Origin of the sequence: Sphingomonas colocasiae (assembly GCF_019880585.1) — a bacterium.
In the GTDB taxonomy this organism is placed as follows: domain Bacteria; phylum Pseudomonadota; class Alphaproteobacteria; order Sphingomonadales; family Sphingomonadaceae; genus Sphingobium_A; species Sphingobium_A colocasiae.
In genome coordinates this window covers 432599-458035 of the sequence record NZ_JAINVV010000001.1, presented here as the reverse complement: position 1 = coordinate 458035, position 25437 = coordinate 432599, and the positions used below count along the sequence as shown (strand labels likewise).

Here is a 25437-nt window from a genome sequence, read left to right as displayed (position 1 = left end):
TTGGCTGGACGGACCGGTTCGACCTCGTCAGGCGCAGCCGCCTGTTCGATAGCGCCGGTCATGCGCCGCGCCCCTTCCGGCCACCGCGCGTGATGCGGACGACCTTCTGTTTCTTGGTGCCGAGCCGAAGTTCGGCGACGTCGAACAGCCGATCCACCACATAATAGCGTCCTGCGACGCGATAATTGACCAATTCAGCTTCGCCGGTGCTGCCGATCAGAAATAGAGGCGGCGCTTCGCCCTGCGGGAGGTTCGCGCCGAACTCGACATAGACTTGCCGCCCATCGTCGAAGACCCGAAGCGGCTTCCACGGAACCACGTCGCCGCCGATCCGATAATCGAAGCGCAATTGCTCGGGAACAATCCCTGCTGCAACGGCGGGCACAGGCTGTGCCTCGGCCGCAGCGGCTTCGGCACGCAGGGCGATCAGGCTTGGCGGATAGGTCCACCGCATGCCCGTCATCGCCCCGCGCGCGGCGCTGGTGAGCTGAACATGGTAGCTTCGCCGGTCCGTCGCGATGATGATGTTCGTGGAAAGGCCCGGAAGCGTTGGCTTCACGAGAATATGCACGCGTTTCTCGGCGCCGGAACCGCTGGTCGTATCGCCGATAACCCAGCGTAGCGTATCGCCGGCGGCGACCGAGACAAGTGCCTCGCCCGGTTCGAGCGCGATATCGCTCACACGCTCCGGCGCGGCGTGGAGGCTGTAGATCGCCCCCTCGCTCCAGCCATAGACTTGTATGGCGTTCACATAGCGCTGGCGATCGGGCTCGCTGGTCGCGGCGCGCACAGCCGACTGAATGGATTCAGGATCATTGCCTTTGGCAGAGACCATGGAGGGCACAGCGCAAAGCGCGGCAAAGATTAGGATTTTAGCGGACATCGGCGGCTCCATTGTCGGGGGAAGATTGCGGGGTGGGCGCGTCGGCAGGCACTGGCTGCAGCGGCCGAGCTGGAGCTGGCGGAGGTGCGGCATCGATCTCGCGCGACCAGTCGATGGCGTCGATATAGAGACCAAGCGGATTCTTGCGGACGCGCTCGGCCGTACGGGGCGTGTCGATCTTGATCGTCAATATGCCGGTCCAATGGCCGGTATCGACGAGATTGCCCCGCTCGAAACGGCGCTCGATCCACTTCACCTGAAAGGACCGATCGGATGCGCGAACGACGCTCGTCACCTGTATCGAGACGCTCGCTTCGCGGCCTCCGGCGAAGGGATCGGCGGCCCGGGCATAGCCCCCGAGCGTGACCGCTCCACGCTTCGTCACATAGTCATAGGCTTCGAGCCAATTCTCGCGAACGATCGCGGGATCGGTCGATACCGAACGAACCTTGCGAACGAAGGCAGCGAGATGCCATGCGATCTGCGGATCGGTCGGCCGATAATCCTCGCCAACGGGCGCGACGGCCCGCGCACTCCCCAACCGATCGACTTCGACCACATAGGGAATGACGCGGCTCTGGCTCGCCTGCCAGACCGTGCTGGCGGCAAGGCCTCCCGCCAATACGAGGCTTCCGATCGCCATCAGCCGCCAGTTGCGCGCCTGAACGCGAGCGGCGCCGATACGTTCGTCCCAAAGCTGACTGGCCTTCTGGTATGGCGTCTCCGGCGCGGGCGTGGCGCCATAACGCTGGTTCGTTCGTCTGAACTTCATTTCTCGTCCTTCTCTTTGATGTCGGGAACGGCGCCGCTACCGCCGCGATCGCCATCGCGAACGGCGTGAATGACGGCCTGCGCATGATGCCGACTCCGCGCATCGCCGCTCATCGAGCGGGCCCAGGCCGGCGCGCCCTCAGCACTGGAGCCACCAGACGGCGCGCGATCATTGAGGCCAGCAAAGGCGGCACTGCGGCCGCGCTCGGCGGCGGCGCCTAGACCCAGCGCCTCGCCAGCCTTCGCGCGCATGGCACCCGACGCGGCACGGCCAACACCGGCGAGCCCACCAGCGACACCTCCACCTGCTGAGGTCTCGCGGCCAAGTTGATAAGCGGCGGATGCACCGGCGCCGAGCGATGTCCCGGCACGCAGCGCGCTAAGCCCACCGCCTGCGGCCCGAGACGCAGCGCCCTTCGCGACCATTGCCATGCCGGCGGCGGCGAGCGCGGTGCCCGCGACAGATCCGGCGCCAAGTTGCGGCGCACCGGCAACCAGACCCGACGCGATACCGGGCCCGAAGATGGACAGGCCAAGCATCGCAAGGCTCGCCAGCATCAGCGAGACGGCCTGCGCAATCGACACCTCATCGCCCGTAAGCGCGCTCGTAAAGTCAGCGAAATAGTTAGAGCCGATGCCGACGATGACCGCGAGCACCATGACCTTGATGCCGGAGGTCACCACCGATCCAAGCACGCGCTCAGCGAGAAAGCTGGTGCGATTCCAAAGCGCGAAGGGCACGAGAATGAAACCCGCGAGGCTGGTGAGCTTAAACTCCAGGATAGTAATGAAAAGCTGAACCGCGAGCACGAAGAAGGCGACGATCACGATGACCCAGGCGATCATCAGCACCGCGATCTGGACGAAATTGTCGAAGAAATCGATCGGGCCGACCAAGTCGGACGCCTGTTCGAGCAGCGGCCATGCGGCTTCGAACCCCGTGCCCGCGAGGCGCCCGGGCTTCAAAAGATCATCGACGCCGATCGCACCACCGCCGGCCTTCAGCCCGATCGCGGCGAAGCTTTCGAAGATGATGTTCGCGAGCATCGCGAAATTGCCGATGATGAAGGCAAAAGCGCCGACATAGATAATCTTCTTCACCAGCCGGGCGAGAACGTCGTCGGCACCGTCGAGCGTCCAGAAGAGCGCGGCGAGCGTGACGTCGATCCCGATGAGAGTCGCGGTGAGAAAGCCGACGTCGCTGTCGAGGAGCCCGAACCCGCTGTCGATGTAGCGGACGAAGGTGTCCATGAAGCTGTCGATGACGCCTAAATCGTCCATGTGCGCGTTCACCTGAATGGGAAAGATGGAAATTTGCCGCGGGGCGCCTCGAGAGGGGGGAGCGACGCCCCGCGGCGGGACGGCGGGCCAGGGAGGAAGCCCGCCGCCCCAAGCCTATTGCGCGGGCGTGTAGGCCCGGCCGTTGCCGAGGAACTTCTTGGTGCGGGCCCGGCCTTCGGCCTCGCTCTGAAGCCGGCGGGCGCGATCAAGCCCGGCGGCCTGATATTCGGCGGCCATCATCATCTGGATCTGGATCTGCTGCTTGGCCGTCAGCGCGAGAAGCTGGTTGGTGGCTTGCCCAACCTGAAGCGCGCCTTCGGCCGACTGGCTTGCGCCGACGATCTCGCCGAGCGCGGTCATGTCCTCGCGCACGTCCGTGACAATCCGTGCCTGCGTCTTGAGGCTCTGTTCCAGCGCCTTCTTCGATGCGTCGAGTCGTGCCCGGGCATTGCGAACGCTGTCGACGCGAGTCAGCGCCGCCTCGAAACTATCGGGGTAAAGCTGGCGGAGCCGCTGCTCGACGGTATCGAGCTTGAACCCGACGCCCTGCGCCTGCCCCATCAACTGGTCGATCCGGGTCAGCGCCCCGGTGATCTCGCGTATCTTGTCGATCCCCAGGCTCTTCAGATTCTTATCCATGCTGAGGATCATCGTCGCTTCGTTCTGGAGTGACTGGATCTGCTGGTTGATCTGCTGGAGCGTGCGCGCGGCGGTCAGGACATTCTGCGCATAGTTGGAGGCGTCGAACACGGGAATGGCTGCCGCCGGAGCAGCGGGCAGCAAGACGGCGCTCGACACCAGAGACGTGCAGGCGAGCGCAGCCGCGATCGAACGCATTATATTCTTCATAGGACTTCTCCTTCGCTTGGGGGATGGGTTGCGTGAGAAAAATCAGTCGCGCGCGAGGAAGCGCGCCGCGAAGTCAGCCGCGCCGCCTTCGGCCAGCAGCCGGTCGATGCGCTTCTGATCATCGGGGCTGGAAGAACCGCAGAGCGCGAGCGCCTCCGGGCCAAGGTCGAGATCGAACAGGCGATTGCCGCGCCGCGACTGGAGATAATAATGCCGCTTCGGCGTTGCGCGGGCGACAAGTTCGACCTGCCGCTCGTTCAGCCCGAAGCGCGCATAGACCGCTTGCGCCTGCGGCTCGACGGCACGCTCATTGGGAAGGAATATACGCTGCGGGCAGCTCTCGATGATCGCAGGCGCAATGCTGGAGTCGGCGATGTCGGCGAGGCTTTGCGTCGCGAACACCACCGAGACATTGCGCTTGCGCAGCACCTTCAGCCATTCGCGGATGCGCGCGGCGAAGAGCGGATCGTCAAGATAGACCCAGGCCTCGTCAAGCAGCAGCAGTGTCGGCGCGCCGGTAAAGCGCGCTTCCAGCGCGTGAAAAAGATAGGTCAGTACGGGCGCCACCGCATTGGGGGCCGCCAGAAGCGCTTCGGTTTCGAAGCAGGCGACATCGCCGAGCGTCAGTTGATCGGCGTCGGCATCGAGCAAGGCCCCGAACGGCCCCTCCATCGTATAGGGCTGGAGCGCGGTCCGCAGCGCATTCGACTGGAGCAACATCGACAGGCCAGTGAGCGTCCGCTCCACCTCAGGCGCGGTCGCGAGGCTGGCGAGCGCCGACCAGAGCATCTCCTTGATCTCGGGGGTGACGGGCACACCATCGCGCGTCAGCAAGGCGGCCAGCCATTCGGAGGCCCAGACCCGCGTGTCGGGGCGGTCGATCCCCCTCAGCGGCTGGAAAGCAAGCGTCTCGTCGTCGCCCCGCACGCCGAGCCCGAAATGCGCGCCGCCCATCGCGTGCGTGACCGCGCGCGCCGAGAGTCCCTTGTCGAAGATATAGACCTGCGCGCCGGAATAGCGACGAAACTGCAGTGCCATCAGTCCTAGCAGCACAGACTTGCCAGCACCGGTCGGGCCGACGATCAGCATATGACCGACATCGCCGACATGGGTGGAGAGACGGAACGGCGTCGCGCCGCCGGTTGCTGCGAAAAGCAAGGGCGGCCCGCCGAGATGGCCGTTGCGATCGGGGCCTGCCCAGACCGACGACAAGGGCATCAGATGCGCGAGGTTGAGGCTATGGATCAGCGGCGCGCGAACATTGGCATAGGCATGACCCGGCAGGCTCGACAGCCAGGCCTCGACCGCATTCACGCTTTCGCGGATGCAGGTGAAGCCGAGCCCATGGATGATCCGTTCGACGCGCCGCAGCTTCTCGTCGGCAGCACGGGCATCTTCGTCCATCACCGTGATCGTGGTGGTGAGATAGCCGAAGGCGACATAGTCCTGCCCCAGCGCCTGAAGTGCGGTGTCGCTGTCGGCGACCTTGTTGTCGGCATCGCTGTCGGTGAGTTCAACGGGCTGGTTGTACATCACCTCGCGCAGCATTTGCGTGACGGACTTGCGCTTGTTGAACCAATGCCGCCGCGTTTTCACGAGCTGCTTGGTGGCATCGGTCCGATCGAGCGCGATGAAGCGGGTCATCCAGCGATAGCCGAAACCCAGATGGTTGAGCGCATCGAACAGACCGGGCCGGCTCGATGCGGCGAAGCCGTTGATCGTGAGCGTGCGGAGATGCTGGTCGCCGAGCATCGGATCGAGCCCGCCAGCAAGATCGGCATCGACCAGAACCCCGTCGAGATACATGGGGATCGGCGGGCACGCGACATGATGGCGGTGCGGCGAGATCGTTCCGTGAAGATAGGTCAGCGTCTCGGCATCGCTGAGATCGGCCATCTCGGGCAGAATGTCGGCGAAGAGATCGGCGGCCCGGTCAGTCTCGGTGCGGAAGCTCTGAAGCGCGCGCGACCAGTCGCGCGTGCCGTCCTGTCCCGGGCGCTCGACGAGGAGATTGCCCGCGCTGTCGACGCCATCCTCAGGCGGCAGCCAGACCAGCGTCATATGGTAGCGGCTCTCGAAATGCCCGCCCGCCGCGTCCATGAACTGCGCGCGCCGCTCGGCTTCGATGCGGGCAGAACCCAGATCGGGAAAGTCGCTTGCCGGATAGCCGATCGCGGGCAGGCGCTCGGCCTCGAAGAACAGCGCCCAGCCCGACCCGAAGCGCTTCAGCACATTGTTGGCGCGCGCCGATACTGCGACGAGTTCGGCGTCGGTAGCGCTGTCGAGATCCGGGCCCCGGAAACGGAAGCTCCGCTGGAAGCTACCATCCTTGTTGAGCACGATGCCTGGCGCGATGAGTGCGGCCCAGGGCAGATGATCGGCGAGGCATTCGCCGCGCGCGCGATATTCGGAGAGGTTCAGCACCGGTAATGACCTTTCTGACGAAGGTGGCGGATTAGGATCGGCAGGAAGTCGGGATCCCGGCGCGCGGCGATCACCGCGACGCTGTGGCCGAGCGCCCAGACGAGGATACCGGCGATCCAGAGCTGGAGCCCGAGCCCCACCGCCCCGGCGAGCGTGCCATTGACGATCGCGAGACCGCGCGGCGCACCGCCCAAGAGGATCGGTTCGGTGAGCGAGCGATATACGGGCACTTCGAAGCCCGGGATCGCGCTACCGGAAGGGGGCGCCTCGGACATCAGATGACCGCGCCGCCGCCGAAGCTGAAGAAGGAGAGGAAGAAGGACGAGGCGGCAAAGGCGATCGACAAACCGAAGACGATCTGGATCAGCCTGCGGAACCCGCCCGCGGTTTCACCAAACGCGAGGGTGAGCCCGGTCGTAATGATGATGATCACCGCGACGATCTTGGCGACCGGCCCCTGGACCGATTCCAGCACCTGCTGGAGCGGCTGTTCCCACGGCATCCCCGATCCCGCCGCCCATGCCGCGCTCGGCAAAAGCATGGCGGACACGCAGGCGGCAGAAAGACAGGTGAACGCACGGCGGAGGATCATGATTGGTCTCCTTCTGGAAGATGGGCGTTGAGGCGGTCGGTGAGCTGGTAGCCGCCGGCGGGATCGAGCCCGCCAACTGCGACGATCTCGGCGATGCGGCGCGCGGCGCCGCGTCCGGCGATGAAGACGATGATGTCGATCGCTTCGGCGATCAGGCGGCGCGGTATCGAGAGCGCGACCTCCTCGACAAGCTGTTCAAGCCGGTCGAGCGCGGCGATGGCGGAGTTTGCATGGACGGTCGCGATCCCGCCCGAATGGCCAGTGTTCCAGGCCTTGAGCATATCGAGCGCCTCGGGACCCCGAACCTCGCCGACGATGATCCGGTCGGGGCGGAGCCGCAGCGTCGAGCGGACGAGATCGCCCATGGTCACGGCGCCCGCCCGCGTTCGCAGCGCAACGGTGTCGGCGGCGGGACAGCGCAGCTCGCGCGTATCCTCGATCAGCACCACCCGCTCGCCAAGCTCTGCCATCTCGGCAAGGAGCGCATTGGCGAGCGTGGTCTTGCCAGAAGACGTGCCGCCAGCGACGAGGATGTTACGCCGCTCGATGACCGCGCGTGAAAGCAGCCGTGCCGTCGTCGCCGGCATAATGCCGTCGGCGACATAGTCGAGCAGCGTGTAGACCTTCGCAGCGGGTTTGCGGATCGCAAAACAGGGTGCCGGCGCGATCGGCGGCAATATACCTTCGAAGCGCTCGCCGTTCGGGGCAGTGCCGCTAGCGGGCAGCTCAGCGGAGACGATCGGGCTGTCGGCATGCACTTCAGCGCGAACGTGGCTCGCGACAAGCCGGATGATACGCTCCGCATCAGCGTGAGCAATCCGCGTGCCGGTGTCGATGCACCCGCGGCCCAATATGTCGAGGCGGAGAGCCCCATCGGGGTTGACCATGATTTCGACGACGAGCGGGTCCGCGAGAGCCTGCGCGATCTCAGGACCGAAAGCGGTGCGGAGCATTGCCTGACGGCGGAGCGCGATGGGTGACAAACCGGTCATGGCCGCCCTCCCCGTCCGGGTGCCTTCTCAGCGCGCGCGAGTCGTCGCCCTACTTCGGTGATAAAGCGGTCGAACCCTTGCTCACCGAGCGCATGGGCAGCGGCATCGCCCGCGCCGAAGCCCGGGCCGACGGTCAACTGGTGCAGAACAAGAAGCGATAGACTTTCAAGAAGCACTTCCACATCGCGCTGGAGCCTTCCTACATGGCCGCCGATGCGATCGAGACGGGTGCCGAACATCTCGTCGAGTTCGTGACCCGCGCGGCGGCGGAAATAATCGTTCAGCGCCGCGCAAACGATCGCCGACTTGGTTGCATTCGAGCGGCGCGCAAGCTCGTCGAGCTGTTTGCTGAGCTTCGGTTCGAGATAGAGATTGTGGCGCGGACGCATGGCTCAGAACCCCGGCAACGGAGGATCGGAACGGTCGGCGTCGTCAAACCCGTAGGCCCGTGCGACGGCGCTGAGGCCGCGGACGCGATCCATCGCGCGTGCCTCGGCAGCCCCATCGCTTTCATCTTCGCCTTCGCCCGGCGTGCGATCGGTCTGCTCCTCCGGCTTTACTTCCGTCTCTTCTTCGAGCGCGGGATGGCGCACATGCTCGGGTCCACCGCCGGCGATGGCCTCGCCATCCTCGCCTTCGTCGATTGCAACCAGGCGGGCATCGGCGCCGGCCCGGCGGTCAGCCCAAACATCGGCCTGGGGCGCGGGCCGATCCGGATAGCCGCTGGCGTTCTCCAGCCGCGGCACCGGCAGCACGCGCGTTTTCAGCGCCGGTTCGAGATAATAGCGAAGCTTCTTCGCGCGGATCGGCGCCAGCCCGGAAACGAGGATCAGTTCGTCATTGGGCGGCAATTGCATGACCTCGCCCGGCGTCAGCAGCGCACGTGCGGTTTCCTGACGGCTGACCATGACGTGCGCGAGCCACGGCGCGAGACGATGCCCGGCATAGTTGCGCATCGAACGCTGTTCGGTCGCGGTGCCGAGCGCGTCCGAAATGCGCTTGGCGGTGCGCTCATCGTTCGTCGCGAAGGCGACACGTACGTGGCAATTGTCGAGGATCGAGTTGTTCGGCCCATAGGCTTTTTCGATCTGGTTGAGCGACTGCGCGATCAGAAAGGCGCGGATGCCGTAGCCCGCCATGAAGGCGAGCGTGGTCTCGAAGAAGTCGAGCCGTCCAAGCGCCGGAAATTCGTCGAGCATGAGGAGCAGCGGCGGACGATCGTCACGGCGCGGTTCGAGCGTCTCGGTCAGTCGACGGCCGATCTGGTTGAGCATCAGCCGGATGAGCGGCTTGGTCCGCGAGATGTCCGACGGCGGCACGACGAGGTAGAGCGAGACCGGCGTCGATCCGACAAGATCCGATATCCGCCAGTCGCAGTCCGCCGTGACCCTCGCAACGGTGGGATCGCGGTAAAGCGCGAGGAACGTCATCGCCGTCGAGAGCACGCCCGAGCGCTCATTCTCGCTCTTGTTGAGCAGCTCACGCGCGGCGGACGCCACCACGGGATGCACCTGCGGATGATCGGCGTCACCAAGATGGTTGGTCGTCATCATCCGCCGAAGCGTGGCGACGAAGCTGCGCTGCGGGTCTGAGAGGAAGGTCGCGACGCGTGCGAGCGTCTTGTCGTCCTCGGCATAAAGAATGTGGAGGATCGCGCCGACGAGTAGCGAGTGGCTGGCGCGATCCCAGTGGCTTCGACGCTCCAGCGCCCCTTCCGGATCGACTAATATGTCGGCCACATTCTGAACGTCGCGGACCTCATAGGTGCCGCGCCGTACTTCGAGCAGCGGATTGTAGCGCGCAGACGCAGGATCGGTCGGGTTGAACAACAGGCAGTGCGAGAAGCGTTGCCGCCATCCGGCGGTGAGCTGCCAGTTCTCGCCCTTGATGTCGTGAACGATCGTCGAGCCGGTCCAGCTCAGCAAAGTCGGCACGACTAGGCCGACGCCCTTGCCCGAACGGGTCGGCGCGAAGGCCAAAACATGTTCGGGTCCGTCGTGACGGATCAACGCACCATGATGCTTACCGAGCATGACGCCGCGATCGGACCGAAGTCCCGCCCGAGTGATTTCACCGGAGCTGGCCCAGCGTGCCGAGCCATAGGTGGTAACGTGCCGGCGTTGCCGCGCGCGCCACAGCGAGCCGACGATCGCGGAAGCACAGCCGAGAAAGCCCGACGCTCCGGCTAGCGCGCCGGCTTTATCGAAAACATGCGGCGCATAGGCTTCGAACGAATACCACCAGCCGAAGAGATCCCAGGGCCGGTAAAGCGGCATCCCGCCGACCATCATCCACGGGCGGCCGAGCGCGGCCTGATAGCCGAGCATCGCGGCCGCCCACTGCGTCGCCGCCCAGCAGCCGATCATCATGACCAGGAGGACGACGAGCATCTGACCGACGAGGAGCTTGGTGGGCGTCATGGCGGTCCCATCGCGCCAGCTCTCGATTCAGAGAATTACGGTCCTTATCGTTGATGTACGGGCGTGGTCGGGGCACGGCGGCGCTCGCCGTGATCGATACGGAACGGGCAATCTGGAGCGTGATGGACGATACCGGGAAGACAAAGCCGCGATGCAAAGGAACGGGAATGCCGGTTGAGATGGTCACGTCGGAATAGTGCGGAAGGACAGCGCGGGCTGAGATAATCAACTGATCTCCATTCCGCGCTGCCGCCCGATCGACCAGCTAATCCCGCTTTCGCGAACGATGCCTGTGACAGGCTGCCCCAGCCCACGTTCGAGAACCGGGCGCCAAGGCACGAGTGTGAACTCGCGCGACTTCTCGATCAGCGCAAATTTTTGACCGCCGATATTCAAACCGCGACGATAGATGCCCTCGACCTTCGCACCGGTTCGCGCCTCGGCAAATTCCATCCCCAATTCTCCCGACAATTGTGCCGCCACCCTGAGCAGCTCTCGTCGCTGCAACGTCGTCACCATTCCGGAAGCGAACCGGGTCACGCCGTCGGTCTCGGTGGCAAGGCCCTGACCGACCAGCCAGGCCCGCCGCTGCAGCCGAGCCGCCGCGACATCGCTGCCAAACCCCTCTCCCTCGAAGGCTTGATCTTCAATCAGGGTTCGGTCGAGCCAGGTCGCGCCATTATGGCCAATTTGCGCACCGAGCGGCATCGTGGATAGCGGCTCGATCTCTACGGGACGATCCTTCGCACGCAAAGCCTCGCATCGACGAACACGCTCCAGATGGTCCGGCGCGATCCGCCAGCTTCCATCCGCAGCGCGCTCGATACCGGGATCGATACGACGAAGCGCCTCCAGCCTCCGCACATGGGTAGCAGCAAAACTCTCGGTAGCGCTCGGGTCGTGGCGAAGATGGGTGTCGACATCATAGCGCCCACCATGCGCTGCGGCGATGTCGACGATGGTGCGATCGGAAGTGCGTATTTCGGGCAGTCGCGCTTTCACTGCCAGGATCGATCCGACTGGCAGCAGCTCGACATTCTCGCCCTTCCCGATGTCGACATAATGGGTTCGTCCGTCGATGCCGTCGACGATCATAAAATGCCGGTCGCCAAGCTCGTCGGAAAGGCCGCGCTCGACAAGGCGGCCGACGAGCGTTTCGGAGCGAGCTTGTTCAAACTCGCAGCGCTGGCTGAGCGGTCGCTCAATTCCCGCACGCGTGACCGCCTGGTTCAGCGCAGCGATAATGTCTCCACGTCTGCCCATTTCTCGGAGCGCCGCTTCGGCTTCGTCGGAAAGCCGCCAGTGGTCGCCGCCAATTGGGGTCGCAAGGCCCATAGCCTTCAGTGTTTGCAGCCGACCTGCCCGGAGCGTCTGATCGAACGGGTCACGCGCGCGGGCCTCGACCAGTCCATTAGCAGCCTGTTCGCGGATGAAGCGCCGATCGAGACTGGTCAGTCTCTCCTGCCCCATTTCGCGGCGGAGCTGTGCGGCAATCTCATGATCGCTTCTGAGCCCCAGATCGCGCCGTACAATCTCGCATGCTCGTTCGCGCATGCCGCGGGCGATATAATCCTTGGCGATAACGAGATCGCGTCCGCTCTCCTCTCGGCCGCGCAGCACGATATGCGTGTGAGGATGGGCGGTATTGAAATGGTCGACCGCAACCCAATCAAGCTTCGTGCCGAGATCCCGCTCCATCTCGCGCATCAGGGTACGCGTGAAGGGTTTGAGGTTGGGATATTGATCGCCATCCTCGGCCGACACGATGAAGCGGAATTGGTGACGATCGCCGTCGCCGCGTTTCAGGAATGCGGAACCTTCGACCCGATCACTATCAGGTCCGTAGAGGGTGCCCCGTTCCCCATCGCGCGTGACGCCATCGCGCTTCAGATATTGGAGATGAGCAGCAGCGCCGGCAATGCCCCTACCCGACAGCCGAACGAGCCGCGTCTTGATCGTCACACGTCGCTGCCGCCAAGAGGCCAGCCCGTCCCGGCCAGCAAGAACACCGCCAGCTCCCGCACCACGCCCATTGCGCGCGCCTGTGAAATGCTTTCGCCCTAGCGGGGACTGCCCACTACCTCGGGCGAGATTGGTGGCGCGCACAACCCGACCGACATAGCGGCCCTTCCCTTTCCCCAGCCGCCCAAGGCGCGGTTCAAACCCGTCATCGTCCATGAGCCACCTCGCCGGCTGTCGTAATCGGCGGCGAGATGGGGATATGCTGGCGACACGCCAATTGGTGCCGTACCCAGCGGCAGATATCCGCCATTTTTGAAAATATGGCACCAAGCCAATCGCGATGGTGCCAACCCAAAACCCGAAAAAACGACGTGCAGACGCCAAAAATGGCCACCCTCGCCGCGCGATGGTGCCATTGCTTCTATCTTGCCCTAATCCAATTCCTCCCATTTTCGCGAACCTAGCGGGCGCCAACCCGCATCCTCGTCAGGATAAGCGGCCAGCTTCGACCATGGAGCGGCAGGCGCGACGGAAGCCTGCACTCCCCTCCAGATATGAGAAACTTGGCCCTGCGAACGATGGTGCGAAGCGTAAAGATGGGCCGTCGCAGCATCTCCAAGTGCTGCAACGGCCCGATGATTTCACATATGATACACCTCTGCCAGGGCGTCTTTCTCCACGATTGCCGCTGCGAGTTCGCGCTCGATCTGACGCCGCTCACGCTTGCAAACGCACGCCGCCAGCTCGGCGCGAAGTTCTTCGATTTGTGCCTCGATATGCATGCCAGCCTCCTCATCTACGTGAAAGATGAGAGGGCTTTCCGGCGGCGATCGTGCCGGGTCAGGGACCGCGAAGCGGCCGCGCCAGCGGCGGTGGGGGCAACGATTTTGCGCAGCAAAATGGTGGGGCCCCACCGTCCTTGACGCGGTGCGACCGCCGCTGGATCATCGGCAGTTCTTACGCGGTAAGCCTCCCACCTCCGCGTAACGAAGGCCCGCGCCGGAGACCGGCGCGGGCGGTTCGGCTCACTCGCCGGGGTTCCAGATGATCGCATAAACATCGTCATCGGATTGCCCCGCCGCGCGCCCGAGATTGGCGTAGAGCGTGCGACTGCCGAGTTCCGGTGCAGACATGGCGAGCCGGACATATTCACGCTGGCTGACCTCGCCGGTGCGAATCCAGCCGCCACCGAGTTCCACGCCACCCGACAGCACCAGATAGTCGGGCCGATCGCCGGCCTTGTCGCGATTGGGGACGATCGCGATTTCGGCGTTGACCGACAGCGTCCGGATCGAACCTTTGAAGCTGCCATCGGACTGACGCTGGACATAACCAAGTGCGGGCATTTTTCATCTCCTTCCAATGTTCGCCTGAACCGTTTCCGGGCGATGAGCGGACCGAAGGGACGGCATGGAGCGGCAGCACGAACCGGCAGGCCGAAGCGTCAGCGAAGGACCGGAGCGGCGGGCTGATTTGAGGCGCAGCCGCGCGCGAGGAGACCGGCAAAGCCGGTCGGGGAAATCAGTTCGCCGCGATGGTTTCGGGCCGTCGCGGCCGTCCCAGGTCATACGCACAGCCCGGATGAACGGTCGACCGAACAGCAGGAGATGAAGGATTCCGCGCTCGGTTTAAGCGCCAGAAAGGGTCAGCCGAGAGCGGAGATCCCCACGTCAAAAGCCAGCCGTACGCGCGCGACGGCCGAAACGATTGCGGAGAGCCACATATTTCGGGACCGCGGTGCTGCCCCGACGCGGTGCGACGTTTGCCTCAGGCCCTCTTGGCGCGGCCGCGCGCAGCCGGCTTGGCGGCGGCGGTCTTCGCGGCAGGCTTGCGGCCACCGCCCCGGCCTTTCGTGCCGAGTCCGATTTCCTTGGCGAGCGTACGGCGCTTCTCGGCATAGTCGGGAGCAACCATCGGATAATCCTTGGGCAGACCCCATTTGGCGCGATAGTCGTCAGGCGTCATGCCGTAATGCGTCATCAGATGACGGCGGAGCATCTTCAGCTTTTTGCCATCTTCAAGACAGACGATATAGTCAGGCTTGATCGACGAGCGGATCGAAACGGCGGGTTTCAATTCTTCGACGGGTGCTTCAGCGGGCGCCCCAAGGCCCGACAATGCGACGTGAACACGCCCGATGAGATCGGGAAGGTCGGCGATGGCGACACTATTGTTCGACACATGCGCGGCAACAATATCGGCGGTCAGCGTAATCAGCATTTCTTGAGCATCGTCGGACATGTTCAATCTCCTTCGAGGCGCGCGCCTAGCTGCAATTAGTTACCGCCGCTACTTCTATTTGGACAAGGACTTCGCGCCGGGCGATGGCGAAGCGGCGCCCGGCGCGCCAATTTACGGGACGGCATAACCGGAGCCTATGCGGACATAAGAGCGGCGGCTTTCGCCGCCGCTCCCTCGTCACGCTGCTTCGCGATGGTCTTCGAAGTCGGCTTCGACCTCATCCGGCACTTCGATCTCGACCGGCGGCTCTGCTTCAACCGGCGTCACTGCCTCGACGACCAGTCCGCCGCGCGCGGTATAAGCGGAAGGCGGAAACACCATCCAGCGCGGCACCCAACTTTCGACCTTCGCCCGGCCATTGGTGCCGTCCAGATGGTCGCGAATAATCGCTTTCAACGTTGCACCCTTCTCCTTGGCATTGGCGGCGGCGACCTCGGCTCCGCCCACGTCAGCGACGATGGCGGTCAGGACTTCCTTGTCACGAAGCCCTTCGAAGAAGGCGTCGTCGGCGCTCCACCATGCTGCCATATCGACCCCGATATGGAGGCCAACCCTCTCGATCACCGGACTGCCCGCGAACAGCGTCTCGCCGATAACGATAGCGACGATGTCCATCACCGCGCGGTCGGGCAGTTCGAGCAACCGCTCGAACAGCGTGGCAAGCCGCAGACTGCCGCCGCCCGTCACGGTCGGCTCCTCGGCATCGAACCCGAGCAGCGCCAGCACCGCGCGGCGCTTCTCATCGAACCGCGTCTCCGCCGCTGACGTCTCGATGCTCTCGCGCACATCGTCCTGCTTGGCGGCCTGTTCCTCGATCCGGATAGTCCAGAGCGGCGATCCCTTAATCGCATGGGCGGCCATCAGCCGCAGAGCGACTCCGGGATGATCGGTGAGCGCGACGCGCACGGCAGCATGGCGATGAAGATCGATATAGGTCTGCATCCGCGACGTGAGTTCGGGACGCGCGACCTTGCCGATGGCCGCAACCTTCTCGCCCCGATCAAGCCGCGCCGCTTCCCTCGTGGTCACATAGCCTTCGTGGAAGACCACCTCACCGCTGGCCTGAACATCGACATAGATGCGCCCGCCCTTGCGCTTGGGGGCCTTGCGATATTCCCATTGCGAGAAATATTCACCCTTGCCCACGATCACCACCTCGGCCCAGCCATCGTCCAGATAGGCCTCGCGCCGCACCTCGATGGCCGCGCTCTGCATTTCCCAGAACGCCTCGGCATCGGCAAGATAGCGATCATCGCCAAACAGATCGGCGATGATCGAAAGCCCGCTCGCCTCGACATCGAACAGCGCATGATCGACCTTGATCTCGCTGCCACCGAACAGCCACGCCTTGAGTTGGTTCCCCTGCGGGCAATAGGCATCGGCATCGTCGAACAGCGCGAGCCATGCGCGCTGCTGGCTCTTGGTCGCCAACGTCAATTGCCGGACGGTCGCGGGACTGATCTCTTCCTTGGCATAGAGCGACCGGATACGCGGCAAGAGATTCCCCAAGGCGAGAATGCGCTTCACCATGGCCTCGGGCATTCCGAAAGTGTCCGCGATCTCGGCGATGCTCCGACCTTCCTTGACCAGCCGGGTATAGCTTTCCCACTGCGTCACCTCGTCGGCATCGCGGCGCGCGACATTCTCGATAAGCGAGGCTTCGAGCGCAGCGGCGTCGTCGCCCTCGTCGAGAATGGCGCAAGGCAGCGGTTCGGCCTCACCACGCTCTGCGGCAACGATGGACGCCGCCGCGAAGCGCCGCGCCCCCGCTACGATTTCGAACGCACCTTCTGCACAGTTCGGCCGAACGATCAGCGGAACGAGAACGCCGCGCGCCCGGATCGTCGGCAATATGTCCGACACATCGGGGGCCTTTTTGGCATAGCGCATATTGGCCTTGCTGATCGACAGCTTGCCAAGGTCGATAAAGTCGAGTTTCATGAGGTTACCTTTCTTCATGAAGGGGCCGGTCCGTCGGATTTCCAGATTGGGCGGACCGGCTTAGGGATGACGGCAAGACGCGCCGCCAGCGTCTGCCGCCGCCTAGTCAGGCTTCGGAAGGTCGGAGCCACGCACCCGAAAGTCGCGGCGGAAAAGGGTTTCGGCGACAAGGATCGATCCCGCGCGGCGCGACCACGCCGCCCATGTCGAGATTGCGAGGCCGCTTTCGAAATGGAGGTCGCGCTCGATGCCGAGGCCGAAGGCGAGGCGCACCGAACCCAGTTCGCAAAGGCTGAACGAGCCGAGTTCGGGCGTCCCGAAGCCGAGATCCGCAAGGCCGAACAGCGTGTCGCCATCCTCGCCCAATTCGGTGGCGAGCCAGGTAGCCGAACCAACCGGCGAGAAGAATTTGGCGAGCGGCACGAAATCAGGCTCATTCAATCCCGCCATGACGGCGGCGCGGCGGGCTTCGTCGTTCGCGCGCAAAGCAGCGCGAAGCTCGGGGGTCAGGAGGATCATGCCGCCAGCTCCCGCCCGAGATGCTGGCCCGCATCGGCTTCGCCATAGTGCGCAAGCAACCAGTCCGCCGCCTTGCTGGCGAGGCTCGCGGCGCGGAAGATGGCGCGATTGTCTTCGCGAAGCACCTCCAGCCATGATCCGATATAATCGGCATGACGCACGGTCGGCGCGATACCGAGCGCGGCGCACAGAAAGGCGCTGCCCATTTCGGCAACCAGTTCCTCGCGCGCATAGTCCTTCGATCCGAACGCATTGAGCAGCTTGCGGTCGAGCCGCGAGGCGTGACCCGTCGCATGGGTGAGTTCGTGCAGCGCGGTGCGATAATAGTTGATCTGATCAAAGAAGGCCGGTTGCGGCGGCACCTGCACATAGTCATGCGCGGGCACATAAAAGGCCCTGTCGCCGCCGATCCGAAAATCCACCCCCGATGCCGCGATCACCGCCTCGGCGACCGGCACGATCTCGCGCTCGGACAGCGGCGCCGGATCGATCCCGATCCCCGACCGCAGTCCCTCGCACTGCGCGACATTGAAGACGGTGAAGCTTTTGAGGAACGGCACGGCGCGTGCCTCGCCGCCATCCTGTGCCACCCGTGCGGCCTCGCCCTTCGGAATGAAGCGATCGGCATAGACGACGGTCGTCCCGCGCTCGCCCTTGCGGACATTGCCGCCCGCCTCCAGCGCCTGCCGGAAGGTGAGCCAGCCCTGCGAAGGCCAGCCCGCCTCGATCACCGCACCCCACAGGATCAGGATATTGACCCCCGAATAGCTACGCCCGGTCACCGCGTTGCGCGGCAGGGCTACTGACGCGCCGCCATCGCTGCCGCGCACAGCCTGCCACGGCTGCACCCAAGGCAAGCGACCTTCTTCGAGTTCGGCAATGATCTTGTTGGTGACCGCGTCATAGAGCGACGCGCGCGGCGCGCCCGCTTCACCTCGGCTCGACCTTGCACGACGTTTCGATTGGACAGGCATATTTCCTCCATTCCCGCCCCAAATCCCACAGGCCTCCCGGCGGAGCGGGGATGGGCGGCGAGATGCGACCTGCCGGGCGCGGCCAGGAGGCGGCCCGCATCTGCAGGACCGCAATGCAATGGAGGAGCCGCGAAGCGGCTTGCGGGACGCCGGGACGCGCCCAGAGGGGAGCGCCGGCCAGCAACGCGACTGTCGGAAGGCCCCACCAGTACGCCGCCGCGCGGGGCGCGGCGTCACCATCGGGGTGTTGCGGGGTGCCCCCGCATAAGGGGTACGGACAGACTACAGGCTGGCCGTTAGGGGAAGCGTCCCCTCAAATGATGAAGTCGGGCTCCAGCCGCGCATAGGCATCGAGCAGCGCGAAGATTTCATCTCGACCTTTCGGCCCTCCGTCTGGAAGCAGCAGATAGAAGGAAGAAAAGGACGCTCGATCGATCCGCCACAAGTCTTCGAACGTGCTGATACCTCCTTCTTCGAGCGCCCGCCGGGTTCGTGCGGAGAGTGGCAGCAAGGCAACCGGACTCGATCGTATCACCTGATCAAGCGTCAGTGGTCCAGGCTGTACCTTTTGACGCCGGGCAATAAGATACAGATCCCGCGCACGCTGCGTCGATACGCCAAGCTCCGCGGCAATATCCTTGAACGTCATGCCGCGCTCCCGCAGCTCAAGCACATAGGCGCGGCGCTCGCTCGGGCTGGCAAAGGGCGGTGCGGCCATAGTCGTTTCTTTCGGGCAGCCGTCTCCAGCGCCCGACCGGACATGCCCGGCCGCGCCCGAAAAATCCGGCGGGGTTGGTTTTGGGTTCCACGCTATTGAAGCGCCGCGCCCGCCAGTTTCCACAAAAGTTGGACCCATTCTATACGGGCATTTGTCGGGGTTGTTTTATTGCCGGAGCTGTTTTGATGAGCAATCGCAGCCGTCCGTCGCTGCATGAAGAGCGGGATAATATGTACGCAAGGACCGGACGCATGAACCCCGACGGATATGCCAAGAAGTTGTTCCGCGCCTCCGGCGTTTAGGCGCAGCCAATGCCAGTAAACGGTCAAGCCTGCGGGCCTATTACCACGCACAGAGCGATCAGGCCGAGTGGTTGGATATCGGAACACGCTGATCCACGGTACGCCCAGTTCGAGGCAGAAAGCGAGAGTATCCGCAGCCGGTTGTGTCACGACCCGAAAGCTCGCGAGAATGATTGGTGAGCACCATCAGAATTTGGCCGACGAGCGGCTCGGTTGGGCTCATGCTCGATCTCCGCCCGCATGCGGGGAAAGTGATCGTAGACGTGGCAGAAAGCTCTCAAAAATCGGAAGTCTGAGTCGGATATTCTTGAGGGGCGTGAAACCCATCTGTTAGAATCGCGACAGCGCCGCTTCTAATCCCGATTGAATAGGCTTTCTGCCATTTTTTTCACTCTTTCAAAATTCGCCTTTTCTAAAAGCGAATGCTCTAGAGTAAACGCCGCTCGTGGTTCGCCGCCATTCAGCAAAATGGGCATGGCCAGTTCGTTAGCTTGCGACGGTATCTTGGCGGACGTAGCGATTACCTCGGCGACTTTTCGCCTCGCACCATCAAAATCGCCCAAGCTGAAATTTCCCTTTTGAAGGCTGTCGATTTCTTGATCAACAAGGTCGCTCAGTCCGGGAGGGCTTGCATCGCCGACAAGATAGCTGATGCGGACATCAACGAGTGCTTCACCACGGCCCGCGGCAGCGGGCCACACTCGCCAATTCACGCTCGCGCCGGTGTACACGCCATTGTTTCGAAGCAGGTCGAAAAGCCGGTCGTTCAAAATTTGGGCGACCAATCGCGAATTCGCGTAGATGTCCTGTTTGTCTTCCGTCGCAATCGTGAAGAGGCGTGTAATCTTTCGGCCGTCGACCCATTTCTTAGCCGAAAGGCCGTCATCATATGACAATTTCGGCAACGACGTCGGGGAGGTCTTCGGCATAGCCGGAGCAATATCGCTCAGATATTTCGTCGTCAGGGCGATCGCGTCGACAATCTCGAAGTCGCCAGTGATCAATATGGTCTGAGGCGAAAAGCGTTTAAAACCCTTGCCCAGCATTTCGGAGCTATCTGCTGACAGTGCGATCGCTTCCCGAAACCCAGAACGATAGTCGAACCGAGCACCAGCCGGGGTTCCGCCATATGATTGTAGGAAGTTTACGCCAGTGCCGGATTGCGCGGATTTCAGGACGACACGTACCGCCTGAAACAGACTATCCGCACTATCCGATCTCCCCGAAATCGTCAGAATTGTACGGTCGGCCGATAGGGATATTTCGGAAGCGAGGCCCTCGCGGTTCAGAAACTCCCGATACTGCATTTCGTCGAGCCGCTCTGGGCGCGCGATGAAAGCATCGGAGATCGAGTAGAGGGGTGGATTCGCAGTGCTTAGCAAGTCCTCATTGGACGTGATGCTGCCCGCGGAGGCGACCAGGGCCCCGCTGTCGACATGCTTTAGGATGACACGCTGGCCGCTCGGCAGATCGAGTACTCCGATGCCTTGCTGGTCGACGGTTGCTGGACCGACACGCGCTTGATCCTCGCTTCCCGCTGGCTCGGCAATAGAATCGAGACGCGGCTGAGCCTCGGGACGCCTGATATCGGCTTTCATCCCGCTGGACCGGGCTGACATCAGGGCAGATTTGAGTTCGGGGGTTAGCGCTCCGCGCGGTCCAGTCACAGCGATATCGAAATCGCGATCGAACCTTATGGCTTTCCGCAAATAATTGTTCACTTCGCTCAGGCTAATGGTGTCGATAACGGACTTTGCTTCCTTGCCCGATGGCAGTCGCGAAATCGCGCCGATTTGCGCCATATCCTTATATTCTCGGACACGCGCGACCGGGTTTTTAAACTCTTCATTCACCTGCTTGAGAACCGAGCGTCGGGCTTGCGCCAATATGACTTCGCTTACGCCGAACTTTTGGACCGTGCGAAGATTTCGGATGGCATTTCCCATTGCGGTCCGGGCCCCTGCAAACCCGTTCCCTCTCTCGGTATCGCCATTCAGTTCGAACGACATACTGATCGACTTCTGGTAGATGTCCGGAAGATGAGGTTCCTCCAAAGCAAATCCCATGCTGCCCGCTGCCTGGAGAGCAAGCCTATGTAGAAGAGCCTTACGTATATTCAATCGCGGTTCATCCACGAGCGATCCCTGGAGAGACCGGGGCAAAATAGCTACTCGCACAGCCGGCGACTCATCGTCCCGCTCGACAGCCAAGTAGCGCGGCGCCATCCCCATTGCCAAACCTGGCGAGCGTTCCGAACGCCTGCCTTCTCGGCCTCGCGGACTGGGGCCTGACGGATTGGGCAAAGACCCAAGCGATTCCACTGCCGGAATCCATTCCGAGATATCGATCTCTCCGCTGACGATGATGGTCGCGAGATCCGGCCTATACCATTTCTCGTAAAACCGCCGCACGCTCGCCGCCGACATCTGCTGAACCCCACGAAGCTCCATTAAGCGCGCTTCGGCAATCCGGCTGCCAAAAGCCTGCCGAATGACCTCATTCTGACCTGTCAGGGCGGAGTCTACCCTAGAGTGCTCGGAACCCACATTGACGCGCTCTCGCTGAACACTCGCCTCGTCGATCGGGGCGCCTGTCAGCCAGTCCGAAACCACCCGAATGACATCTTCGGGCGTCGCTGCGGCTTCGCGCGGAAGCTGCAGCCAATAATCGGTCCCTCGCATACCCGTTGAGCCGTTTCTAATCTTGATCTGCCCCTTTGCAACCAAGAGATTGAGGAGGCTCGCATCGTGCGCCGCCCCGAACTGTAAGCCGATATGCTCGATGACATGCGCGGCAGCCCCTTGATCAGCTTCTTGATCGAGGTCGCCCGCGTTCACCGCGAGCATGACCACGGTTTCGGGATTTGCCGTCCTCTCGATGATATATCGCATTCCATTCGGAAGCGTCCCGAACCGAAACTCAGAGCCTTCGACCATTGCGCTGTTCGAAACCGGCTGTGCCTGAAGGTGCGGGATCGGCACTATGGCAAGCGAAATCAAAAATAGCCCGCTTCGTATCAAAGCCATGCGGTCACTTTCCGGTAGATTCGTCGTTGGCACCAACGCTCGCCACGGCAGCTCACAGCTGCCGAGGCGACGCGAATGATGATCCTAGAAGGTGGCGGTCAGGCCGATCCGCAATGTGCGACCACCAAGATACTGGTCGCTCGTGGGGTATATGTCGCCGGTGGACAGTGCCTTGTCACCCGACGACTGTGTCACATCCGTCGGCCCTTTCAGCAGGTTCGAACCTTCGAAAAAGATGCGATATTCGCTGCCGAAGAGCTTGCCGTCGTAGCTCAGCCGAAGATCCAGCGTATCGAACTTCGCGCGACCTTGCTGCGTAAATCCGAACGCCGGATATCCGGAATACATGCCAGCCTGATAGGTGTATGCCAGCGAGCCGTTCACTGGCCCCTTCGAATAGGTCAAAGCAAACGTGCCTGAGTGAGGCGGCTGCTGAAGATAGGGCACTTTGGCGGTGACGAAGCCCTCCGGTACGCCGCCATAGACATAGCTGTCGTTCATCGAGCCGTTGGTGTAGGTATAATTGGCGTACACGCCGAGGCCCGAGAGCAAGCCAGGCAAGAACTTGAATTGACGCTCGATCGAGAATTCCAGCCCCCACAGCGTCGTCAGGTCGGGAGAATTTACCGGTCGCTCGGATATCAGATAGAGATTCGGGGTATCGAAGCGAGGATCATCAGGAATTGGAGCGTCGTCCGGAATTCCCTCGACCAGCAGCGAACGGATATTCATGATCGAGTTTTTAGTGGGCTTGTAGAAAGCGCCAGCCTTGATGACCCCAATATCGTCCGAATATAATTCGACCGAGAGGTCGAAACTGTGCGTCGTCGCCGATTTGAGATCGGGATTGCCGGAGATGAGCGAAAGCATCGGCTGGTCGAACTGTGGACCGTAAAAAGGCTGAAGATCGAGAAATACCTGCCAATTCTGGCTGATGCTGGAGAGCGAAGGCCGGGCAATCGCGTTATAATATCCGAGGCGTATGACCAGATTTTCCTTTGGTCGATAATTGATCATCACGCGCGGCAAAAACGTATCGTGACGTCCCCGGAAATTTACCAGATCGGAGTTGTTCGCGGCGAAATCTTCGTCAAGGAAGCCATCTGCCGAGATTATCTGCGGCGCGAACAATGTGAAGGAGTTGGTCTTCACCCTTTCGAATCTGACCCCGCCCACGATCTCAAGCTTGCCGAATTGTAGGGCCGCTTGAACATAGGCGGCCATATCCCGCTCTTCCGTAAAATCATCGAAGTCGAATGGGCTCGACAGACTTTCGGCCGCGGACACACCCGGAACATTCCCGGAAAAGAGATCACGCGCGAAACTTCTCGCCTGCTTTGCGTTCAGCATCCGGAGCGTCCCGGCGGCACCGATGCGCGATAGCGCCACATCTTCAAACGACAGTCCCAAATTTGCGGGAGGAATCCCCGGAAACGCAAAATAGCTGAAGCTGTCATAGGGCGGGTTTGCTTCGGTTCGCGACTGCTCATAGAAAGCTCCGGCCTTGATATATTTGAGAAAACCGGTTTCGAAGTTTCTCGTGGTATCAAGGCGGAGAGTAAATCTTTTGTTGGTGTCGTCGCTGGTCGATTTTTGACCGCCGGTGAAGTTGAAAAGGGCAGGATCGTTCAAACGGTCAAAGCCCGCCGAGCTAAATGAGGGTAGTTGAACGCGCGATCCACTAGTGGGCAAAAAGGCCGAAATAACTCGGCCATTAACGGTATTGCCCAGCAATTCGTCTGAAAGGTGAATCCGGTCAAACGCGACCAACCCTCCGGGAGACAGCGTGAAGCCTCCTTGAAAAAAGCGCCGCTTACCCTTCGCATAAGACGCCTGATAGCCGAAATCCCACAGACCTAGGCTGGTATCTCCGTTGAATGTAACGACGTGTGATACGTCCTTCGATTCATTAAAATTGTATCGTTGGAACAGGCTTGCTGGAAGCGTGCCCAAAATCGGAAAAAAATTCTCCCAGACCAGCGCAGAACGGGTCTGTCCGTTCAACGAATCCAAGGGAATGCTAGTGTATCCGTTGAAATCGTCGAAACTCAGAAGCGAGCTACTAACATCCTGCTTTGCTTCATTATATTGATAATCTAGGCGAAGGTTGGTGTGGGTTCCAATTTTCCACTGCATGCCAGCACCAATGTTCAAATTTTCGAATGCGTTCGCACTGTTCAATGCACCGAAGCTTGCCTGGTAGCGTTCGTCGACACCGGCTTCGAAGGGAAACCTCGTCCGGGGATCAAGGGCGAAAGTTCCCGCCACGCCTTCGGGCAGATAGGCGCCATAGAGGTTATTGGCGATCAGGCTGATCTGTTCGATATTGCGCTTGCGATACTGCGCGCTGAGGCTCAGGCCAAAGTTCTTCGAGGCGCCAAAGCGCCACGACGCAGTTCCTGAAATCCCCGTATCATCGAGAAAGTCTCTCGCGGCGAAGCCCTTTTCAACGGTGGCACTGAAATAGCGGTCGGGCCGATCAAGCGGCCCCTTGGTCTCGATTTCCACGAGGCCACCCGTACCGGATCCATCTTGGCTGGGCAGCAAGGTCTTGTTGATCGTAATTTTCGATACAGAGTCAGCCAGTATATTATTGAGAGCAGGCGCTCGATTACCGTTGGTGCTCGCCGGCAATCTCTGTCCATTCAGCGTAACGGTATTGAGGTCGGGACCTAGGCCGCGGACGATGACATTGTCCCCGGTACCGGTTCCATTGAAGTCTGTAGGTACGAAGGCGATCCCCGGCGCACGACGAAGTGCATCCGAAATGGAAATGCCGTCGAACTTTCCGGTCAGATCGTCAGAGATGATGGTCGAGGTGTTTTCGGCGGTGCGCTCTTGATTGAGCGCCTGCGCGCGACCTGCCTTGTAAGCGGTGACGACGATCTCGCCCGCCGCGCTACCGTCGGACAGCAAAATTCCGACGGTCGCCCGTCCGCTCCTCAAGTCGACAAACTGCTCGTACGGCGGATAACCAAGGTAGGAAATCCGGATGTTGTAACTGCCGTTTCTCCCCGGGAAGCGAAAATCGCCGAGATCGCCAGTTGAAGCCTTCTCGCCCGTTTCAACAAGTTCGACTAGCGCGCCTTTGAGCGCCGCCCCTGTCCGCGCATCGACTACCGTCCCAATCGGCGCCGAAACGGAAGTACCGACCGACGCGTCAGCGGATGCGCGGGCCGGAGCGGGTGCGTTTCCCGCCTGGGTTACCCGCGCGGCGTTCGCGGAGACAAATGTGAATTCAAGCCCTGACCCTGCAAGCAGACGTTCAAGAGCTTCACGAGCGGTCATGTCCCCCGACACGGCCTTGCTTGTACGCCCCTTTGTCAATGAGCTTGGTGCAGCGATCGAGATTCGCGCTTGGCGCCCCAACTGGAGAAGAGCCTTGTTGAGCGGCTGCGCCGGAATATCGAAGCGCTGCGTTGCGTTTTGCGCATATGCAGCCGGCGTTGTGGTTGCCACGGCAACGGCTGCGATGCTGATTGCAGCCGCGAGACGGAAACGCGTACCCTTAAAGTTCACTTTGCCCATACTCTTACCCCCCA

20 protein-coding genes are annotated in these 25437 nt (G+C 62.1%); all 20 read right to left on the bottom strand.

The window, feature by feature from the left end; genetic code table 11:
- Positions 1-58: 58 nt before the first annotated feature.
- Complete coding sequence (trbG, locus tag K7G82_RS02190) at positions 59-895, bottom strand: P-type conjugative transfer protein TrbG (protein ID WP_246623171.1); 837 nt, start codon at positions 893-895, stop codon at positions 59-61.
- The gene (gene trbF, locus K7G82_RS02185) at positions 873-1655 is read right to left on the bottom strand and encodes a conjugal transfer protein TrbF (protein WP_222988172.1); all 783 of its coding nucleotides are present in this window, start codon (positions 1653-1655) and stop codon (positions 873-875) included. The genes trbG and trbF overlap by 23 nt, the downstream gene beginning before the upstream one ends.
- A complete protein-coding gene (gene trbL, locus K7G82_RS02180; protein ID WP_222988171.1) occupies positions 1652-2935 on the bottom strand; it encodes a P-type conjugative transfer protein TrbL in 1284 nt (427 codons plus the stop codon). Before trbL ends, trbF begins: the two co-directional genes overlap by 4 nt.
- A 114-nt stretch (positions 2936-3049) precedes the next feature.
- On the bottom strand, positions 3050-3784 hold the full coding sequence (gene trbJ, locus K7G82_RS02175; protein WP_222988170.1) for a P-type conjugative transfer protein TrbJ: 735 nt from the start codon (positions 3782-3784) through the stop codon (positions 3050-3052).
- Between the two features lie 42 nt (positions 3785-3826).
- The gene (trbE, locus tag K7G82_RS02170; RefSeq protein ID WP_222988169.1) at positions 3827-6208 is read right to left on the bottom strand and encodes a conjugal transfer protein TrbE; all 2382 of its coding nucleotides are present in this window, start codon (positions 6206-6208) and stop codon (positions 3827-3829) included.
- Positions 6202-6483, bottom strand: a complete 282-nt coding sequence (locus tag K7G82_RS02165; protein ID WP_222988168.1) for a VirB3 family type IV secretion system protein — start codon at positions 6481-6483, stop codon at positions 6202-6204. Before K7G82_RS02165 ends, trbE begins: the two co-directional genes overlap by 7 nt.
- Positions 6483-6800: a TrbC/VirB2 family type IV secretion system protein gene (locus K7G82_RS02160; protein ID WP_222988167.1), complete on the bottom strand. Its 318-nt coding sequence runs from the start codon at positions 6798-6800 to the stop codon at positions 6483-6485. Before K7G82_RS02160 ends, K7G82_RS02165 begins: the two co-directional genes overlap by 1 nt.
- Complete coding sequence (gene trbB, locus K7G82_RS02155) at positions 6797-7753, bottom strand: P-type conjugative transfer ATPase TrbB (protein WP_425517235.1); 957 nt, start codon at positions 7751-7753, stop codon at positions 6797-6799. The genes K7G82_RS02160 and trbB overlap by 4 nt, the downstream gene beginning before the upstream one ends.
- Before the next feature lie 35 nt (positions 7754-7788).
- Complete coding sequence (locus K7G82_RS02150; protein WP_222988165.1) at positions 7789-8181, bottom strand: ribbon-helix-helix domain-containing protein; 393 nt, start codon at positions 8179-8181, stop codon at positions 7789-7791.
- Positions 8182-8184: 3 nt separating this feature from the next.
- Positions 8185-10212, bottom strand: a complete 2028-nt coding sequence (locus K7G82_RS02145; protein WP_222988164.1) for a conjugal transfer protein TraG — start codon at positions 10210-10212, stop codon at positions 8185-8187.
- A gap of 225 nt (positions 10213-10437) precedes the next feature.
- On the bottom strand, positions 10438-12390 hold the full coding sequence (gene rlxS, locus K7G82_RS02140; protein WP_222988163.1) for a relaxase/mobilization nuclease RlxS: 1953 nt from the start codon (positions 12388-12390) through the stop codon (positions 10438-10440).
- Positions 12391-12815: 425 nt separating this feature from the next.
- A complete protein-coding gene (locus K7G82_RS02135) occupies positions 12816-12956 on the bottom strand; it encodes a hypothetical protein (RefSeq protein ID WP_222988162.1) in 141 nt (46 codons plus the stop codon).
- A gap of 243 nt (positions 12957-13199) precedes the next feature.
- On the bottom strand, positions 13200-13520 hold the full coding sequence (locus K7G82_RS02130; protein ID WP_222988161.1) for a DUF736 domain-containing protein: 321 nt from the start codon (positions 13518-13520) through the stop codon (positions 13200-13202).
- A gap of 421 nt (positions 13521-13941) precedes the next feature.
- Complete coding sequence (locus tag K7G82_RS02125) at positions 13942-14415, bottom strand: Ros/MucR family transcriptional regulator (RefSeq protein ID WP_222988160.1); 474 nt, start codon at positions 14413-14415, stop codon at positions 13942-13944.
- A 177-nt stretch (positions 14416-14592) separates the two neighbouring features.
- Positions 14593-16356, bottom strand: a complete 1764-nt coding sequence (locus tag K7G82_RS02120; protein ID WP_222988159.1) for a ParB/RepB/Spo0J family partition protein — start codon at positions 16354-16356, stop codon at positions 14593-14595.
- A 102-nt stretch (positions 16357-16458) separates the two neighbouring features.
- Positions 16459-16875 carry a DUF2958 domain-containing protein gene (locus K7G82_RS02115; protein ID WP_222988158.1) on the bottom strand — a complete coding sequence of 139 codons (417 nt, stop codon included), beginning with the start codon at positions 16873-16875 and terminating at the stop codon, positions 16459-16461.
- Positions 16872-17849 carry an ArdC family protein gene (locus tag K7G82_RS02110; RefSeq protein WP_222988157.1) on the bottom strand — a complete coding sequence of 326 codons (978 nt, stop codon included), beginning with the start codon at positions 17847-17849 and terminating at the stop codon, positions 16872-16874. Before K7G82_RS02110 ends, K7G82_RS02115 begins: the two co-directional genes overlap by 4 nt.
- Before the next feature lie 313 nt (positions 17850-18162).
- Complete coding sequence (locus K7G82_RS02105; protein ID WP_222988156.1) at positions 18163-18567, bottom strand: hypothetical protein; 405 nt, start codon at positions 18565-18567, stop codon at positions 18163-18165.
- Between the two features lie 655 nt (positions 18568-19222).
- On the bottom strand, positions 19223-21895 hold the full coding sequence (locus tag K7G82_RS02100) for a M16 family metallopeptidase (RefSeq protein ID WP_222988155.1): 2673 nt from the start codon (positions 21893-21895) through the stop codon (positions 19223-19225).
- Between the two features lie 84 nt (positions 21896-21979).
- Positions 21980-25423, bottom strand: a complete 3444-nt coding sequence (locus K7G82_RS02095) for a TonB-dependent receptor (protein ID WP_222988154.1) — start codon at positions 25421-25423, stop codon at positions 21980-21982.
- Positions 25424-25437 lie beyond the last annotated feature (14 nt).

Bases quoted from the DNA above. Each gene is read 5' to 3' on its own strand.
- rlxS (WP_222988163.1), bottom strand. From the start codon at position 12,390: ATGGACGATGACGGGTTTGAACCGCGCCTTGGGCGGCTGGGGAAAGGG.
- trbB (WP_425517235.1), bottom strand. From the start codon at position 7,753: ATGCTCCGCACCGCTTTCGGTCCTGAGATCGCGCAGGCTCTCGCGGAC.
- K7G82_RS02095 (WP_222988154.1), bottom strand. From the start codon at position 25,423: ATGGGCAAAGTGAACTTTAAGGGTACGCGTTTCCGTCTCGCGGCTGCA.
- K7G82_RS02130 (WP_222988161.1), bottom strand. From the start codon at position 13,520: ATGCCCGCACTTGGTTATGTCCAGCGTCAGTCCGATGGCAGCTTCAAA.
- K7G82_RS02125 (WP_222988160.1), bottom strand. From the start codon at position 14,415: ATGTCCGACGATGCTCAAGAAATGCTGATTACGCTGACCGCCGATATT.
- K7G82_RS02120 (WP_222988159.1), bottom strand. From the start codon at position 16,356: ATGAAACTCGACTTTATCGACCTTGGCAAGCTGTCGATCAGCAAGGCC.
- K7G82_RS02160 (WP_222988167.1), bottom strand. From the start codon at position 6,800: ATGATCCTCCGCCGTGCGTTCACCTGTCTTTCTGCCGCCTGCGTGTCC.
- K7G82_RS02110 (WP_222988157.1), bottom strand. From the start codon at position 17,849: ATGCCTGTCCAATCGAAACGTCGTGCAAGGTCGAGCCGAGGTGAAGCG.
- K7G82_RS02150 (WP_222988165.1), bottom strand. From the start codon at position 8,181: ATGCGTCCGCGCCACAATCTCTATCTCGAACCGAAGCTCAGCAAACAG.
- K7G82_RS02100 (WP_222988155.1), bottom strand. From the start codon at position 21,895: ATGGCTTTGATACGAAGCGGGCTATTTTTGATTTCGCTTGCCATAGTG.
- K7G82_RS02165 (WP_222988168.1), bottom strand. From the start codon at position 6,483: ATGTCCGAGGCGCCCCCTTCCGGTAGCGCGATCCCGGGCTTCGAAGTG.
- K7G82_RS02105 (WP_222988156.1), bottom strand. From the start codon at position 18,567: ATGGCCGCACCGCCCTTTGCCAGCCCGAGCGAGCGCCGCGCCTATGTG.
- trbL (WP_222988171.1), bottom strand. From the start codon at position 2,935: ATGGACGATTTAGGCGTCATCGACAGCTTCATGGACACCTTCGTCCGC.
- trbG (WP_246623171.1), bottom strand. From the start codon at position 895: ATGGAGCCGCCGATGTCCGCTAAAATCCTAATCTTTGCCGCGCTTTGC.
- trbJ (WP_222988170.1), bottom strand. From the start codon at position 3,784: ATGAAGAATATAATGCGTTCGATCGCGGCTGCGCTCGCCTGCACGTCT.
- K7G82_RS02145 (WP_222988164.1), bottom strand. From the start codon at position 10,212: ATGACGCCCACCAAGCTCCTCGTCGGTCAGATGCTCGTCGTCCTCCTG.
- K7G82_RS02135 (WP_222988162.1), bottom strand. From the start codon at position 12,956: ATGCATATCGAGGCACAAATCGAAGAACTTCGCGCCGAGCTGGCGGCG.
- K7G82_RS02115 (WP_222988158.1), bottom strand. From the start codon at position 16,875: ATGATCCTCCTGACCCCCGAGCTTCGCGCTGCTTTGCGCGCGAACGAC.
- trbF (WP_222988172.1), bottom strand. From the start codon at position 1,655: ATGAAGTTCAGACGAACGAACCAGCGTTATGGCGCCACGCCCGCGCCG.